The organism is Acidithiobacillus sp. HP-11, assembly GCF_015100075.1.
In the GTDB taxonomy this organism is placed as follows: Bacteria; Pseudomonadota; Gammaproteobacteria; order Acidithiobacillales; family Acidithiobacillaceae; genus Acidithiobacillus; species Acidithiobacillus thiooxidans.
Genome location: NZ_JACKYY010000058.1, coordinates 1 through 14,645 on the forward strand (window position 1 = coordinate 1; position 14,645 = coordinate 14,645).

General features: G+C 54.5%; 18 protein-coding genes, 1 tRNA gene and 1 pseudogene. 9 read left to right on the plus strand and 11 right to left on the minus strand.

Going from position 1 to position 14,645, the window contains the following annotated elements:
* The 4 genes from purD to H7F08_RS13505 form a co-directional block, all read left to right on the plus strand.
* The coding region (purD, locus tag H7F08_RS13490; protein ID WP_193640807.1) for a phosphoribosylamine--glycine ligase at positions 1–1,013 on the plus strand (1,013 nt) is incomplete at its 5' end.
* 15 nt (positions 1,014–1,028) lie between these two features.
* Complete coding sequence (locus H7F08_RS13495) at positions 1,029–1,589, plus strand: L-threonylcarbamoyladenylate synthase (protein ID WP_193640808.1); 561 nt, start codon at positions 1,029–1,031, stop codon at positions 1,587–1,589.
* A 4-nt stretch (positions 1,590–1,593) separates the two neighbouring features.
* Positions 1,594–2,484, plus strand: a complete 891-nt coding sequence (hemF, locus tag H7F08_RS13500; protein WP_010642315.1) for an oxygen-dependent coproporphyrinogen oxidase — start codon at positions 1,594–1,596, stop codon at positions 2,482–2,484.
* The gene (locus tag H7F08_RS13505; RefSeq protein WP_193640809.1) at positions 2,481–3,587 is read left to right on the plus strand and encodes a quinone-dependent dihydroorotate dehydrogenase; all 1,107 of its coding nucleotides are present in this window, start codon (positions 2,481–2,483) and stop codon (positions 3,585–3,587) included. Before hemF ends, H7F08_RS13505 begins: the two co-directional genes overlap by 4 nt.
* A 167-nt stretch (positions 3,588–3,754) precedes the next feature.
* Here the strand turns inward: H7F08_RS13505 and H7F08_RS13510 are convergent, their stop codons facing one another.
* Both H7F08_RS13510 and H7F08_RS13515 read right to left on the minus strand, forming a co-directional pair.
* Positions 3,755–5,137 (minus strand): MFS transporter, encoded by a 1,383-nt coding sequence (locus H7F08_RS13510; RefSeq protein WP_226842696.1) that lies wholly within the window; start codon positions 5,135–5,137, stop codon positions 3,755–3,757.
* 290 nt (positions 5,138–5,427) lie between these two features.
* Positions 5,428–6,513, minus strand: a complete 1,086-nt coding sequence (locus H7F08_RS13515; protein ID WP_193640810.1) for an IS630 family transposase — start codon at positions 6,511–6,513, stop codon at positions 5,428–5,430.
* A 68-nt stretch (positions 6,514–6,581) separates the two neighbouring features.
* Between H7F08_RS13515 and H7F08_RS13520 the strand changes: the two genes are divergently transcribed.
* Both H7F08_RS13520 and typA read left to right on the plus strand, forming a co-directional pair.
* Positions 6,582–6,962, plus strand: coding sequence for a hypothetical protein (locus H7F08_RS13520; protein WP_193640811.1), 381 nt, complete (start codon positions 6,582–6,584; stop codon positions 6,960–6,962).
* Positions 6,963–7,116: 154 nt separating this feature from the next.
* Complete coding sequence (typA, locus tag H7F08_RS13525; protein ID WP_075323303.1) at positions 7,117–8,943, plus strand: translational GTPase TypA; 1,827 nt, start codon at positions 7,117–7,119, stop codon at positions 8,941–8,943.
* Between the two features lie 286 nt (positions 8,944–9,229).
* Here typA and H7F08_RS13530 read toward each other — a convergent pair whose 3' ends face one another.
* The 3 genes from H7F08_RS13530 to H7F08_RS13540 all read right to left on the minus strand — a co-directional run bounded on the left by H7F08_RS13530 (position 9,230) and on the right by H7F08_RS13540 (position 10,584).
* A complete protein-coding gene (locus H7F08_RS13530; protein WP_075323302.1) occupies positions 9,230–9,832 on the minus strand; it encodes a class I SAM-dependent methyltransferase in 603 nt (200 codons plus the stop codon).
* Positions 9,829–10,212, minus strand: a complete 384-nt coding sequence (gene apaG / locus H7F08_RS13535) for a Co2+/Mg2+ efflux protein ApaG (RefSeq protein ID WP_024892925.1) — start codon at positions 10,210–10,212, stop codon at positions 9,829–9,831. The genes H7F08_RS13530 and apaG overlap by 4 nt, the downstream gene beginning before the upstream one ends.
* Positions 10,213–10,290: 78 nt before the next feature.
* A complete protein-coding gene (locus H7F08_RS13540; protein WP_075323301.1) occupies positions 10,291–10,584 on the minus strand; it encodes a YhbY family RNA-binding protein in 294 nt (97 codons plus the stop codon).
* 89 nt (positions 10,585–10,673) lie between these two features.
* Between H7F08_RS13540 and H7F08_RS13545 the strand changes: the two genes are divergently transcribed.
* Together H7F08_RS13545 and H7F08_RS13550 are read left to right on the plus strand one after the other, a co-directional pair.
* On the plus strand, positions 10,674–11,333 hold the full coding sequence (locus tag H7F08_RS13545; RefSeq protein WP_024892927.1) for an RlmE family RNA methyltransferase: 660 nt from the start codon (positions 10,674–10,676) through the stop codon (positions 11,331–11,333).
* A gap of 10 nt (positions 11,334–11,343) precedes the next feature.
* A tRNA-Arg gene (locus tag H7F08_RS13550) sits at positions 11,344–11,420 on the plus strand.
* A gap of 7 nt (positions 11,421–11,427) precedes the next feature.
* Here the strand turns inward: H7F08_RS13550 and H7F08_RS15945 are convergent.
* From H7F08_RS15945 to H7F08_RS13580, 6 genes and pseudogenes are all read right to left on the minus strand, one after another.
* Entirely contained in the window at positions 11,428–11,646 is a 219-nt protein-coding gene (locus tag H7F08_RS15945) for an antitoxin MazE family protein (protein WP_413541261.1), read from the minus strand.
* 53 nt (positions 11,647–11,699) lie between these two features.
* Positions 11,700–12,014 carry a HigA family addiction module antitoxin gene (locus H7F08_RS13560; protein WP_193640812.1) on the minus strand — a complete coding sequence of 105 codons (315 nt, stop codon included), beginning with the start codon at positions 12,012–12,014 and terminating at the stop codon, positions 11,700–11,702.
* Positions 12,015–12,029: 15 nt separating this feature from the next.
* Positions 12,030–12,308 (minus strand): type II toxin-antitoxin system RelE/ParE family toxin, encoded by a 279-nt coding sequence (locus tag H7F08_RS13565; RefSeq protein ID WP_193640813.1) that lies wholly within the window; start codon positions 12,306–12,308, stop codon positions 12,030–12,032.
* 178 nt (positions 12,309–12,486) lie between these two features.
* Entirely contained in the window at positions 12,487–12,948 is a 462-nt protein-coding gene (locus H7F08_RS13570; protein ID WP_193640814.1) for a DUF29 domain-containing protein, read from the minus strand.
* Positions 12,949–13,118: 170 nt separating this feature from the next.
* A pseudogene (locus H7F08_RS13575) lies at positions 13,119–13,619 on the minus strand (SulP family inorganic anion transporter); the annotation flags it as partial.
* A 304-nt stretch (positions 13,620–13,923) separates the two neighbouring features.
* Entirely contained in the window at positions 13,924–14,238 is a 315-nt protein-coding gene (locus tag H7F08_RS13580) for a DUF167 domain-containing protein (RefSeq protein WP_193640815.1), read from the minus strand.
* Positions 14,239–14,331: 93 nt separating this feature from the next.
* Between H7F08_RS13580 and H7F08_RS13585 the strand changes: the two genes are divergently transcribed.
* The gene (locus H7F08_RS13585) at positions 14,332–14,520 is read left to right on the plus strand and encodes a type II toxin-antitoxin system ParD family antitoxin (protein ID WP_193640816.1); all 189 of its coding nucleotides are present in this window, start codon (positions 14,332–14,334) and stop codon (positions 14,518–14,520) included.
* Positions 14,521–14,645: the final 125 nt, after the last annotated feature.

The window sequence follows — 14,645 nt, forward strand, 5'->3', positions numbered from 1 at the left end:
GCCTTGGCATGGGCCTTGCTACCCTCCAGCATGGCACCGATCAGGCAGGTGCCATGCTGGAGGGTAGCAAGGCCCATGCCAAGGCTTTCATGATGCGCCACGGGTTGCCGACCGCCCGTTTTGAGCGTTTTACGGACACTGCCCATGCTCTGGAATACCTGCATGGGCACCCGCTGCCGGTGGTGGTCAAGGCCGATGGCCTGGCTGCAGGCAAAGGCGTGGTGGTAGCCAGTACCATGCAGGAAGCAGAAAGCGCAGTACGGCAGTTTCTGCAGTGGGGTCCCATCATCATTGAAGAGTTTCTGGAAGGTGAGGAAGCCAGCTTTATCGCCATTATTGTCGATGGTCAGGTGCTGCCTCTGGCGGGTTCTCAGGATCATAAGCGCCTGCTCGATGATGACCAGGGGCCCAATACGGGTGGGATGGGTGCCTACTCCCCTGCCCCGGTGCTGGACACGGCCATGAGCGAGCAGGTGCTGCGGGAAATCATGCGCCCTGCAGCGCAGGGTCTGATGGCTGACGGCACGCCGTATTGCGGGTTTTTGTATGCCGGCTTGATAATTGGCCGGGATGGGCCGAAGTTACTGGAATTCAATTGCCGCCTGGGAGATCCTGAAACCCAGCCGCTGATGATGCGCCTGCGCTCGGATCTTTATGCGGTCTTGCTGCTGGCTGCCCTGGGTGAGCGATTACCGCCTGAACTGGAATGGGACGAGCGCAGCGCCTTGTGCGTGGTGATGGCGGCTGAGGGATATCCCGAGCATCCGCGCACGGGGGATGCCATTGCCGGACTGGGTACAGCCGAAACGGATACCGTTAAGTTGTTTCATGCGGGTACCAAAAGTGTAGATGGTCATGTGGCTACGGCTGGTGGGCGGGTGCTGGGTGTGACCGCGCTGGGCGATAGTCTCGCCATTGCCCAGCATCGCGCTTATGCGGTAGTCGCTAAAATCCACTGGTCCGGAGTGCAGTTCCGTCAGGATATTGGTCATTTGGGCTTACGCCGTGACTAGGCAGGTCTGAGACGTATGCCAGGTCATACTCCGCGTCGTCAGGAATTACGCCAGCTGGTTGCGCACCTGCGCCGGGGCGGGGTCATTGCCTACCCCACGGAAGGGGTCTGGGGGTTGGGTTGTGACCCTCGACAACGTCAGGCACTGCGCCGCATTCTGCATTTGAAAAAGCGCCCACAACACAAGGGCGTTTTACTCATTGCCGGACGCCGCTCCGAAACCGCCGCCTTCTGGTCGGATCAGGGCATCAGTCCGGCACTGCTGGAACAATACTGGCCGGGGACCACCCTGGTGCTGCCCGCCCGTCGGCAGGTTCCGACCTGGATTCGCGGACGGCATCCCAGTGTAGCCGTTCGGGTCAGCCATCATCCCGGTGTCCGTGCTCTGACCCGGGCTTTTGGCAGCGCCATTGTCTCAACCAGTGCCAATCGCGCTGGTCAGCAACCCGCCCGTGACTTGCGGACCATCCGCCGCTATTTTGGAAAACATCTTCCGGTACTGCATGCCCGACTGGGTAGGCAGCGCCGTCCAAGCAGGATTGTCGATGCCCGTACCGGTCAGATTTTAAGGAGTTAAAAGGATGCAGCAGCCTTCCACTCAAATCGTAGAACAGTTTCTCCTCCAGCTTCAGGACCGCATTTGTATGGCTCTTGAAAAGGCTGATGGTCACGCCCGTTTTCGCGAAGATCTCTGGGAAAGGCCCGGTGGCGGCGGGGGGCGTACCCGGGTCATCAGTGGCGGTGATCTGCTGGAAAAGGGCGGGGTCAACTTCTCCAGGGTGCATGGCGATAAACTGCCACCCTCGGCCACTGCACAGCGACCAGAACTGGCGGGGCAACCTTTCACGGCAGTGGGTGTTTCGCTGGTTCTGCACCCCCGCAATCCTTATGTACCCATTGTCCACATGAACTACCGGTTTTTTGCAGCAGGTTCCGTGTGGTGGTTTGGTGGCGGGGCTGACCTCACCCCGAGTTATGGTTTTGTGGAAGACGCCCGGCACTTTCATCAAACCCTCAAGGCCGCCTGTGATCGGCATGGCCCCGATTTTTATCCCCGTTTCAAGGAGTGGTGTGATGAATATTTCACCATCAAACATCGCCAGGAAATGCGGGGGGTCGGTGGCATTTTCTTTGATGATCTCAGCGGGGATGCCGATACTTTGCAGGCGTTCTGGGAAGAGGTGGCCAACAGTTTTCTGGAGAGCTATCTGCCCATTGCCGAACGGCGCCGCAACACTCCTTTTGGTGAGCGCGAACGGGATTTTCAGCTGATCCGTCGAGGTCGCTATGTGGAATTCAATCTGGTGTACGACCGGGGCACATTGTTTGGCCTGCAATCCGGCGGGCGCACCGAGAGCATTCTCATGTCCCTGCCGCCCCTCGCCGCCTGGCATTATGATTGGGAGGCACCGGCAGACAGTCCTGAGGCCCGCCTGAAAGAAGATTTTCTGACCCCCAGGGACTGGGTATGATTTATCCGCTGCTGCGGCCATTACTGTTTGGACTGGAGGCGGAGCAGGCCCATCAACTCAGCATCGCGGCACTGGAAACTCTGGGTCGCATGCCCCGCAGTCTGGAACGGATGGCCGAGTATTTTGCGGTGGAGAATCCCGCTCTGCAGCAAACCTTGTGGGGACTGAATTTTCGCAATCCCGTGGGTCTGGCCGCCGGTTATGACAAGGATGCCCGCGCAACGGCGGCCTTGCCGGCCTTGGGTTTTGGATTTGTGGAAATTGGTACGGTCACGCCGCGTGCCCAGTCGGGCAACCCCCGCCCCCGGGTATTTCGTTATCCGTTTTCCCAGGCAATCATCAACCGCATGGGCTTTCCCGGAGAAGGCGCTACTGCGGTAGCTGAACGTCTGCGCGCCCTCCCCCATCCTCATTGCGTTCCCATCGGGATCAATCTCGGCAAAAACAAGGATACGCCGCTCGAGCACGCGGCGGAGGACTATGTCTTTGCCCTGGAAGTACTTTTTCCCTATGGAGATTATTTGACGGTGAATGTCAGCTCTCCCAATACGCCGGGACTGCGCCTGTTGCAAGGTGCCGATGCTCTTCCGGAATTGCTGGCCGCCGTCGCCGCTGCCAATCAACGTCTGGCCGCCGAATATCAGCGTCCAGCCCTTCCCTTGCTCCTGAAAATTGCTCCGGATCTGGATCCCGAGGATATTAGCGCCATCGCGCAACTCGCCAAAGGCGACCAGCCACTGGTGGATGGTTTCATTGCTACCAACACCACCATTGATCGTCCTGCCGGGCATCCCGAATATGTGCAGGCGGGAGGGCTGAGTGGTATGCCCCTCCGGTCACGTGCCAACGCGGTCATAGCCCAACTGTATCAAGACTGCGCAGGCAAGGTGCCGATTATCGGGGTCGGTGGTATATCCTGTGCTGCAGACGCCTATGAAAAAATCCGGGCGGGGGCCAGTTTACTGCAAGTTTATACGGGTCTGGTTTTTAAGGGGCCGGAACTGGTTCGCGAGATTTTGCTGGAGTTGCCTGATCTTTTTGAACAAGATGGTTTTTGCCATATCAGTGCCGCGCTGGGAACTGCCATCAATGTTCAGGAATAAAACGGTCATGATTTATTGGTCACGCTTACTGTGCTTGTTGTGCCTGCTGATTTCTTTGGCGGGCTGCGCCGCCGTGTCCGACACTGCGTCAGCGACCGGTGATGTGATTGACGCTGGCACTTCGCTGATCCCCTGACTCTGGATTCAGAACCGTTGGCGTTAAATCATCAGGCAGCACGCTGACTGCCGGGCTCCAGCATTTCCGGCAAAGCCTGACCTGCCATCTCCGAACCCAGCCACCAGGTAGTGAGCACCCCAATCAATCCTGCCCCCGCCAGCACCAACAATAATCCGCCATTACCCAATTCGGCCTGGAGCGTAGGCAGGAAAAACACACTGACTACTCCACCAAAACGACTGAAGGCGGTAGCAAAGCCGTGGCCTGTGGCCCGTAATTCTGTTGGATATAATTCAGTAGGGATAATCCAGGTGGTATTGCCCGGTCCAAAACTGTTGGCGATTTGCCAGATGATCAATCCTGCCGCGACAATAATAAAGGGTGGTTCGCCGGAGAGGGCAAAAAGCCCGACCAGACCGAGGCTGATGGCATCCCCCAGAAAACCCCAAATCTGGGCACGACGGCGCCCAATCCGATCAATCATAAGGGCCAGAGGAATCCATCCCAGCACAAAACTAGCTGTAAAAAAGCTGTTTCCAATGATGGCCTGTTCCGGCGTTTTAAGCCCCATGTGCATAAGCATAAAGGGCAGAAAAATACCCAGGGCGTAGCCCATGACATCCATCATGAACCAGGGCACACAAGCATAAACAGTGCGCCGCAAATACGGTTTACTGAACAGCATGGTCCACGACACATTACGGCTGGCCTGCATGCTGGAAGCCGTTTCCTGGACCAGACGCTCCCGCTCATGGGCATCCACATCCGGCACCAGCCAGCGTAAAACCTGTGCGGCTTCCTGCAAGCGGCCGCGATAAATATACCAGCGCGGCGACTCCGGCAAGCTCCGCCGCAACCAGAGTACCAATACCGCCGGCAACGCACCGGATGCCAGCATCCAGCGCCAGGCGTCCGGGCCCGTATGCAGCAACGCCAGACCCACCAGACTGGACACCAAAGCCCCTCCCATCCATAACCCGAAAATCCACGTCATGGCCGACCCGCGTTTGTTTTTGGGCATGAATTCAGCAATGTAAGTGGAGCTCAAGGGATAATCTGCGCCTACCCCAAGTCCCAGAATGAAGCGCAAAATAACCAGAGAGGTGATGTCCCAGGCAAATCCGGAAAGCAAGGCCGCAAAGAAAAACGCGGCAATATCAATTAAATAAACCGTCTTGCGACCATAACGATCCGCAATAATACCGCCAAAAAGTCCACCAATCAGTGCGCCCACCAGCGCCGCAGTACCCAGCAATCCCAGCAGAGTTGGACCCAGATGCCACTGCGGTTTGAGCAGAATCAGTACAATAGCCATGATACTCAAATCATAACCATCCAGAAAAATGCCGAGGCCAGAAGCCCAGAGAATCCGCCGATGCCGCCTGGTGACTTTTTGTTCGTCGTCTATTGCACTGAGTAGGTTACTCATCATCTCGCCATCAAAGCCGTTATAAAGCGTTCACCATAACATGCCAATATGACACTTTTATGACAGTCCCTTAAAGAGATAGATGAAAAAACAGGGTTTACCTGACTTCTGTGAGCATTACGCTTTTCGTTATAGACCGTTACTTAAAAAACACTGGTCATGAGTTTTAATTAATACCTATCCTGAGCAAAATACAGACCAGAAAATATCATATTTTTGTCATAAAACCTTCACAATACTGTCACATTACCCTGATATGATGTTTTCAATTGAAAATTGAACAGTTTAATTCACTAGTGTAGTGTTGCATTCTGTTTGCTGCTTAAGTGGCTGTTGGCGCGAATGACCTTTTGCAGGATGTCGCGGGCGGTTTTGGTCCAGATGAAGGGTTTGGGATGGGTGTTGTGGTGGTCGATGTACCCCTCAATGGCCTGGATGAGTTCAGGCACACTGGTGAACACCCCACGACGTAATCGCTGGGTCGTGATATCCCGAAAGAAACGCTCGACCATGTTGAGCCAGGATGCCGAAGTGGGCGTAAAGTGCATGTGAATACGCGGGTGCTTGTCGAGCCACGCCTGTACTACCGGGTGTTTATGGGTCGCATAGTTGTCGGCGATCAGATGCAGAGCCTTGTCCTTGGGCGTCTGCCGATCAATTTTCTTTAGGAACTTCAGCCATTCCACATGGGTATGGCGCTGTTGACACTGTCCGATGACCTGACCATCCAGCACGTTGAGTGCGGCAAACAAGGTCGTAGTGCCATTACGTTTGTAGTCGTGGGTCATCGTTTCTGCGCGGCCCTTTTTGAGGGGGAGTCCCGGTTGGGTCCGGTCCAGGGCCTGTACCTGACTTTTTTCATCCACGCAGAGCACCAAGGCATGCTCCGGGGGAGACATATACAACCCCACAATATCTTCCAGCTTTTCCACAAAATGCGGGTCTCGTGACACCTTGAAACCACGCAGCAGATGAGGCTTGAGGCCATGCTTGCGCCAATGCCGCGACACACTGGCGGCACTGACACCCAGTTCTGCCGCCATCCTGCGCGTACTCCAATGCGTCATCGCTTCCGGCTTACTTTGCGTGGTCAATTCTACCAGGCGGGCTACATCCACTTTCACCGGAGGGGCGCCGCGCGGTAAATCACGTTCAATGCCCGCCAAGCGGTATTCCAGATAACGCTTGCGCCAACGTGCGACTTGCAGGCGATCCACCTCCAGGCGCTCCGCAATTTCCTTGTTCTGCAAGCCCTCTGCCGCCAGCAATATCATCCGTGCCCGTAATAACAAGCGGACACTGCTTAATCGGGAGGCGACTATACGGGACAACTCGGACCGCTCTTCGCTGGTTAAAGTGACTGTGGGCGCAACTCGCAAGGCTCGACTCCATTCATACCCTCAACATGGAGCTATTTTATCATCATTAACCTTAAGGTTCACCAAGAATGCAACACTACACTAGTTATCAGGGCATCGCCGGTCTTGGTGCTCAGGATTGGTATGTAGCTTTAGCTGCTAACCTTCATCAGATGACCTTGACGCCGGATTGGTTGGATATTGAGCCAGCTTTCCGCTTCGAGCGTTTTAACTGGACTGGTGACAACAATCTTGGAAGTCTTAACAATTACACAATTGGGGTAAACTACTCCTTCAATCCTAACAATCCTTACGCGGCCCGCATTCAGGCTAACTATGTGATTCCGCAGGGTGGTTCAATGTATCGTCAGGCGTACTTGGGACATGATGGTGCTTTTGGATCAGGCTCGGTTCCTGTCAATGGATATATCTACAACACCATGGTGTTGCAGTTCCAGGCTGGTTTCTAAGTCAAAGCAATTCCCGGGCGGCTTCGGTCGCCCTCTTGCCGCCCCTTTGGGGGCGGTTTTTATTTGCTTTTTGAGCAAGATACCGTTATAAGAAAACCCGCTGCGGGGAGGCTTGATCCCGCGTTTTTTCTTATGACCGTTTTGGGGAATATCAGTGGCTCGTCAAATTCGTAATATCGCTATCATCGCCCACGTTGACCATGGCAAAACTACGCTGGTGGATCAGTTGCTCCGTCAGTCCGGTACTTTTGCCGCTCACCAGCAGCTGGAAGAGCGGGTGATGGACAGCAACGATCTTGAAAAAGAGCGCGGCATTACCATTATGGCGAAAAACACGGCGGTTCAATGGGGCGATACCCATATCAACATTGTTGACACTCCCGGACATGCCGACTTCGGTGCTGAAGTAGAGAGGGTGTTGGGTATGGTGGATGGTGTACTGCTGCTGGTGGATGCCGTCGAGGGCCCTATGCCGCAGACCCGCTTTGTGACCCGCAAGGCGCTGGAACTGGGTCTGAAACCCATTGTCGTCATCAACAAGGTAGACCGCCCCGGTGCTCGCGTCGACCATGTCATCAGCGCCACTTTTGATCTTTTCGACAAACTCGGTGCTACCGAAGAACAACTGGATTTCCCGGTTATTTACGCCTCTGGTCTGCAGGGCTATGCGGGTGAAGATCCTGAGGTGCGCTCGGGTGACATGAAACCCCTATTCGAGATGATTCTGACCCATGTGCATGCCCCGGAAGGTGATCCGGAAGGCCCTTTGCAAATGCAGATTGCCGATCTGGATTACTCCAGTTATGTGGGTCGTATTGCCATTGGCCGGATCCGCCGTGGTTCCATGAAACCCGGCCAGGATATTGTCCTGATTCATGGTGTGGATCAGACCCAGACCAAGGCGCGGATTTTACAGTTGCTGGGTTTTGATGGCCTCAAGCGGGTGCCCTGGGAAACGGCTACGGTGGGCGATATTGTGGCGGTGACCGGTATTGAAGAGCCTTCCATTGGTGCGACCATTGCCGCGCCGGAAGCGCCCGAAGCCCTGCCCTGGAAACCGATTGATGAACCGACCCTGAACATGACCTTTCAGGTGAATACCAGCCCCTTTGCCGGTCGCGAAGGCAAGTTTGTGACCAGCCGCCAGCTGCGCGATCGCTTGTACAAGGAGTTGCTCATTAACGTGGCGTTGCGGGTGGAAGATACGGATAATGCTGACGTGTTCATGGTCTCCGGACGCGGCGAGCTGCATCTCACCATCCTCATTGAAAACATGCGCCGGGAAGGCTATGAACTGGCCGTATCCCGTCCCCGGGTGATTCAGCGTCAGGTGGATGGTGTCTGGGAAGAGCCTTATGAAGCCTTGACCGTAGACGTGGAAGAAACCCATCAGGGCACCATCATGGAGCGTTTGGGCATCCGGCGCGGTGAATTGCAGGACATGATGCCCGATGGTCGTGGCCGGGTGCGTCTGGAATACAAAATTCCCGCACGCGGTCTGATCGGCTTTCATACCGAGTTTCTGACGGCCACTTCCGGTACAGGGGTGATCAGCCATATTTTCGACGGATACGGTCCGGTCAAGGGCAGCATTCCGGCGCGTAATAATGGTGTGTTGATTTCTGCAGAAGAAGGCGAAGCAGTGGGTTTTGCCCTCTTCAATCTGCAGGATCGGGGGCGGATGTTTGTCAGCCCCGGCGATAAGGTTTATGAAGGCATGGTGATTGGTATTCATAGCCGCGACAACGATCTGGTAGTCAACCCCCTCAAGGAAAAGAAACTGACCAACATGCGGGCTTCAGGTTCTGATGAAAACATCATGTTGACGCCACCCATCAAGATGACGCTGGAAGCTGCGGTAGAGTTTCTGGCCGACGATGAACTGGTGGAAGCAACACCCCAGTCCATCCGGATTCGCAAGCGCTATCTCACAGAAAACGAGCGTAAAAAAGCGTCACGTGGCGGTGCCGGAAACGGTTAAGCCCTAAAAACGGCAGTTGCCGTGGATGCTTTTTGCTCCGTTGTTCCTTACCTATTGTCCTAAGGCTCATCCTGCTGTCAGGAGAGAACTCGCCCTGCGGGCTCAGACAGCTTTCCTGACGAGCGCTGGATTTCGCCAAGAACAACAACGGCTCGAAACAAAAGTCGCTGCAAAGCACCCACGGCAACTGTCGTTTTTAAGTTAAGAGGACCTTGCCCCCTTAACACGCTGTGTTCGGTGGCTGACTGCAGGCCCTGAAGCTGCAACGCTTACCGGGCTTGATATTTTATGCGGTCTTTTCCAGCGTGATGAGGCGGAACCAGCCGCCCATGGCACCCGGTTCGTTACGCATACACTGCAATTCCGGGCGCTCTGCCAGAATTTCCTCAAAGGTCAGATCGGTATGGGTGGCCACGGCACCCGCTACCCGACCCAACGCACGTCTTATCCATGCTTTTTGGCCGGGGCGTAAAAATTTGTCGAGTAGCAAAATCCGGCCCCCGGGTTTGAGAACCCGGCTGGCTTCTGCCAACGCTTTGCCGGCATTGGGGACCACCGCCAGAATCAGATGCATCACCACAAAATCGAAGGTCGCATTGGCAAAGGGCAGTACTTCGGCGTCGGCCTGAACCAATGGGATGGTGCTTGGCAGATTTTGCGCGCGGCGCAGCATGGCGTGGGTCAGGTCAATGCCAATGGCGGTACAGTGATTTGGCAAAAAGGGAATGTCCAGCCCGGTGCCAATGCCATCAATTAAAATCTGACAGGACGCATTCTGGGGGATTTGGCGGAGGCTGCGCTGACGTAAAGGTTCGGAAAAGCCGCGTACTGCCTGATCGTAAATGGGCGCCCAGATGCCGTAGGCGCGTTGCAGGCTGCTGCGGCTCAATGAAATACCGTAGCGACGGCCAGACGAAATGCAGGAATGGGGCTTTCGAAGGTTTCCCCATCTGCAGTAATCCATTCGTAACTGCCGTGCATGCTGCCTACAGCCGTAGAGAGAACTGAGCCGCTGGAATAGCGAAAGCGTTGTCCAGGCTGCAGAGTGGGCTGTTCGCCGACTACGCCGGGACCTTTGACTTCCTGGATATGGCCTTCGGCGTCGGTAATAATCCAGTGACGGTTGAGCAGCTGTGCGGTTTGCGGGCCGTGGTTTTCAATGGTGATCTGGTAGGCAAAAGCATAATGCGCCTGCTCGGGACTGGATTGTTCGGGAATATATCGGGTTTCTACGGTGATCCGAATGTCTGTGGGGGCGTTTTCTGCCATGATCTTTACTCCGGGCGTTGAGCCGCTAGGATAATCAAGAACCAGTCTAACGAGCGGGAAGCCACCTGCCAAGCCGCTTCAGCGTCGTTTGTTGGGCGTTTTTGCAGCAGGCCGGAGCCGATACAGGATGACAATGCGGCCAATACGGCCAATGATTTCGGCGTGACTGGCGCTGACCAACCGGGTAATCAGGGCATCGCGCAGCGCACGTTCCACTTGGGGCAAGCGGACTTTGATGAGTTCGTGAGCATCCAGAGCGATTTCCAGTTCGGCGAGCAGGGCATCAGTGACGCCCTGAGCACCAATCATCACAACCGGTTTGAGGGTATGGGCCTGACCGCGCAGGTTTTGTCTTTGTTTGGCGTCCAGCATGGTATCCTCGTCAGACAGATGATTCGATAAATGGTGGACGGGAGTGTACGTTTGCGCGATGCGGTGGTCAAAGGTCGGAGGTTGGTGCAGTGGCTAGAAGTAAATCCAGTGAAAAATGGCTGAAAGAACATTTTCGGGATGTGTTCGTGCAGCGTGCCATGAAAGAAGGATATCGTTCCCGAGCAGCCTATAAATTACTGGAAATTCAGGAGAAGGATCGGCTGATTCGCCCCGGTATGCGCGTCCTTGACGTAGGTGCCGCGCCGGGCGGCTGGACCCAGGTGGCCGCCCCGCTCATCGGCCGTAACGGACGGCTGGTGGCTGTGGACCGCCTGGCTATGGATCCGGTCGCCGATGCCACGGTAATTTGTGGTGACGTTTACGAAGATGCGGTGATGGCCGCCTGTCGGGAGGCCCTGCCGGAAGGTGCCGATCTGATCATGAGTGATATGGCTCCCAATATGTCCGGGATTGCCAGTGTCGATCAGGCGCGCGCCATAGACCTGGCGGAGCTGGCGCTGGATATGGCCCAACGCTGGCTGCATCCGGGCGGGTCACTGTTGATCAAGGTGTTTATGGGGGCGGGTGCTGAAGAGCTGCGTCGTGCCCTGCGCAAGGATTTCAAAAAAATTGTGGTACGTAAACCGGAAGCTTCCCGCGCCCGTTCTACCGAACAGTACTGGCTGGCGCTGGACTTTCAGGGAGTTGCACAGGAAAGGTTGGACAACGCGCCAGCGAGTTCCCTATAATCTGCAGCACGCGCAGTTAGCTCAGCTGGATAGAGTGTCGGCCTCCGAAGCCGAAGGTCACTGGTTCGAATCCAGTACTGCGCACCATATTCATTCAAAAGATTAGACTGCACAATGACGGCGGGACGGGGTTTCCCATAGTCACCGTGCAGGGACACTGTGACCAAGCCCCCCCCATTGTATTATAGCCATCCATCTGCGCAGCGGCTTCTTCAGTAAACTGTAAAATATCCGCTTCGGTTGGATCATTGTTGAGTTTCAGGCACTGATGGCGAACTTGTGCAACGAACTCAGGGGAGCGGGTGTCGGGCACCCAGAACTGAACAGTATGGTGGACCCATGATTTCCATGGTGGTTGGTGGATAGTCAGGCGACCTGCGTATGATAGATGGGAGCTTTTATGACATGGGGTGCCCCCGCTTGGCGGGCTTGCCAAAGATCATAGGCCGCCTGTTGGGCGATCCAGACGTCGGCACGGCCGCCATGCTCAACACCGAGCCAACCCTCCAGACGTAGTGCCATTTCCGGAGAAATAGCGGCACGGCCATTGAGCACACGCGACAAAGTGGGTCGCGACACGCCCAGCTGCTCTGCTGCTTCGGTAACCGTCAGCTCCAGAGCGGGCAAGATATCCTCCCGCAGCAGGAGTCCTGGGTGAGGTGGGTTGTGCATCGGGTTCATAGCGTTCATCCGGATTCAGTGATAGTCCACGTAATCGACCAGGATGGCGTCCCCATCCTCGAAGGTAAAAACCAATCTCCAGTTCCCGCTGACCCATACCGCGAAGTGTCCCTGCAGGGTTCCATGGAGTGGATGCAGTTTCCATCCCGGGATGTTCATATCGTCTGGGTTCTGGGCGTTCTCCAGGCGGGCCAGAATTCGGGCGATCTTGGCGGCATGGTCCGGTTGAACCTCGGCTTTGCTACCCGATTCATAGAAGGCTTGCAGACCCTTGTGGCGGAAACTTTTAATCACACCGCATTGTGCAGTGTAACGCCACAGAGATCAACAGCGTCCGGCGGAAAAGTCATGATGAGACAGAATGCACCCTTCTGTCTCGTGGTCCCAAAACTCTGAACGACAGATCGCCCAGTATTACTCAGTTCTTTTGTCACCCAGGATGACCGATTATGGGACATTACGGCAACCGTACTTATTCTGGCCACCAGTTAGCCAGGATTTGCGTGTCGATATCCCAAGGGCACGACTCTGGAAAAGTGGAGATCGGTAGATCAGTTTCAAAAGCATATTCGTCAGTAGCACTATCCCAAGCGTCCGGCAGCATTTCAGGAATCAGCCTCTTGAGACTTGGTGAATCCTTGAGGAGATACTTGAGATCAAGCCGTTGGTTTCTTATGGTGGTCGCCCAGCTCTTGCTCTGTTTTTGGGGCTGCCATTGCCATTTTATCAAGTGCATGAGCAATACGCGTAGATGGCTTCTGAGGGCGTTTTTTTCACTTCTGCCCATGCTCTCCAATTCCTCCAGAATGTTGTCCCAATCTAGGCTGTTTGCCTTTCGGGTACGCAGGGCCTGAGCCTGGTCTTCTATCCATGCCAGAAAGTCCTTTTCGTATAGATTGGTTATTGGCTGCTCAAACTGTCTTGCCGTAGTCATGAGGCACCCCCTTGTAAGACTATTCTGCGAGAATATGCGAACTAAGTGATTATGAAAAGTAAAATCCTTCTGTCATGTCAGCATTTCTTTGCGGATCACCCGTCGCAACACACGTTCCAGAGTCCTATCCTGCGCGGACATCTGTTCCCGTAAGGCGGCGTTAATATCCGTTAGCTGATTTTATCATCAGCCACATGATAATGTGGATCTTCTGCCGGAAAGGCTTTGGTCAAGCGTGGAAACAGATAAATCACCAGCATGGTCAAGGCCACCAGACCAATCATGGTGTAAAGCTGCGTACCCTGCATCCAGTGCTCAGCACCTGTGGCGGAGGGGACTTTGAAATGATCCAGCTGTGCCAGAAAAATCACAATGGCCAGACCATTAATGAATCTCAGATTGACCTGATGAGGAATCATTCTTGCGTACTTGCTCAGTTTGGCGAGGGCAAAAACAATTTGCAGCAGCCCCATAAGAACCACAGCGGCAAATAGATACTCAAAGCCGTGGGTCACCACCACCAGTGCAACCATCACCACTGCCGTGGCACCACTGGCACCGGATACCATGCCTGGCCGACCGCCCATAATGGAAGTAATCAATACGAGAATAAAGGCAGCATACAATCCGGTTAGCGGCGGAACATGGGCGACAAAAGCAAAGGCAATGGCTTCAGGAACTAATGCCTAAGCGACGACTATTCCACTCAGGATATTCGTTTTGTTTTCTTCAAATCGTGACATAGCACGCATAGATGTCTTCTCCAAGGCGAGAATGCGTATTCTGTATGTGGCAATCGGAGTTCAGCCCCGATTACACCAGCAAGAAGCAGCAAAACTTAAAAAATAACTACACAGATGAGATTTATGGAAGCTTTTCCATTACATAATATCCTAATGGTTTCAAGGGCGGGCAACCAGGACGATCATGGGATAAGCAACGAACGATGAGATAGGTTCAGAGCATATGCCATAATTATTCCAACAGGGAAGTCTGAATCTGAAAAACTGCGGGTAAACGTTTAGGGCAAGGTATTCTGAGCTGTTTGTTCACATTCATTCGCCCAAATACGACTTCGATGGAAGAAGGGGAGACATCAAACTCCCGGGCCAAAAAGCGCAGCATATGATCGGTGGCGCGACCATCCTGGGGTTTTGCGGTGACGCTGACTTTGAGTTGGTTACCCTTGGGTTTGCCAATGACATCGCGGGAGGCATTGGGTTTCCCCAAAATATTGACAACCAGAACATCGCCTTCCCACCAAAAAAAATTTTGTGCTGATTCGGACATCGGTTTCCTGTTTCCTCATCCGGGGTACGCAAAACGGTGAGTACATGGTAGGATTATATCCTACTCAATACCAGCAGGAAGAGGCCCCTGACCATGCGATCCACGCAGCAGATGAGTATTACCTTACCTCTGGAAATGGTTCGTTTCATCAAGGACAAGGTCGCTTCCGGTGAGTATGCCAGTGAAAGTGAAGTCATTCGCGATGGTTTGCGTACGCTCCAGACCAGGGATCGCATTATTGAAGGCTCCTCGCTACTTGGAGTGGATACGAGGGTACGGTAGTCTTAGGGCATTGCTGATCTAGGGAAGGTTAATGATGGACGAAGACAAGCTGTTTACCTTGGCGTTGGGGTTGGTTCCGCCGTGGATGGTGGACGATGTGACTTTCAAGCTGGAGGAGAAGCGGT

What these genes read in the sequence shown, in the direction of transcription:
- H7F08_RS13495 (WP_193640808.1), top strand. Translation starts at nt 1,029, where the DNA reads ATGCCAGGTCATACTCCGCGTCGTCAGGAATTACGCCAGCTGGTTGCG.
- hemF (WP_010642315.1), top strand. Translation starts at nt 1,594, where the DNA reads ATGCAGCAGCCTTCCACTCAAATCGTAGAACAGTTTCTCCTCCAGCTT.
- H7F08_RS13505 (WP_193640809.1), top strand. Translation starts at nt 2,481, where the DNA reads ATGATTTATCCGCTGCTGCGGCCATTACTGTTTGGACTGGAGGCGGAG.
- H7F08_RS13510 (WP_226842696.1), bottom strand. Translation starts at nt 5,137, where the DNA reads ATGATGAGTAACCTACTCAGTGCAATAGACGACGAACAAAAAGTCACC.
- H7F08_RS13520 (WP_193640811.1), top strand. Translation starts at nt 6,582, where the DNA reads ATGCAACACTACACTAGTTATCAGGGCATCGCCGGTCTTGGTGCTCAG.
- apaG (WP_024892925.1), bottom strand. Translation starts at nt 10,212, where the DNA reads ATGGCAGAAAACGCCCCCACAGACATTCGGATCACCGTAGAAACCCGA.
- H7F08_RS13540 (WP_075323301.1), bottom strand. Translation starts at nt 10,584, where the DNA reads ATGCTGGACGCCAAACAAAGACAAAACCTGCGCGGTCAGGCCCATACC.
- H7F08_RS13560 (WP_193640812.1), bottom strand. Translation starts at nt 12,014, where the DNA reads ATGAACCCGATGCACAACCCACCTCACCCAGGACTCCTGCTGCGGGAG.
- H7F08_RS13570 (WP_193640814.1), bottom strand. Translation starts at nt 12,948, where the DNA reads ATGACTACGGCAAGACAGTTTGAGCAGCCAATAACCAATCTATACGAA.
- H7F08_RS13580 (WP_193640815.1), bottom strand. Translation starts at nt 14,238, where the DNA reads ATGTCCGAATCAGCACAAAATTTTTTTTGGTGGGAAGGCGATGTTCTG.
- H7F08_RS13585 (WP_193640816.1), top strand. Translation starts at nt 14,332, where the DNA reads ATGCGATCCACGCAGCAGATGAGTATTACCTTACCTCTGGAAATGGTT.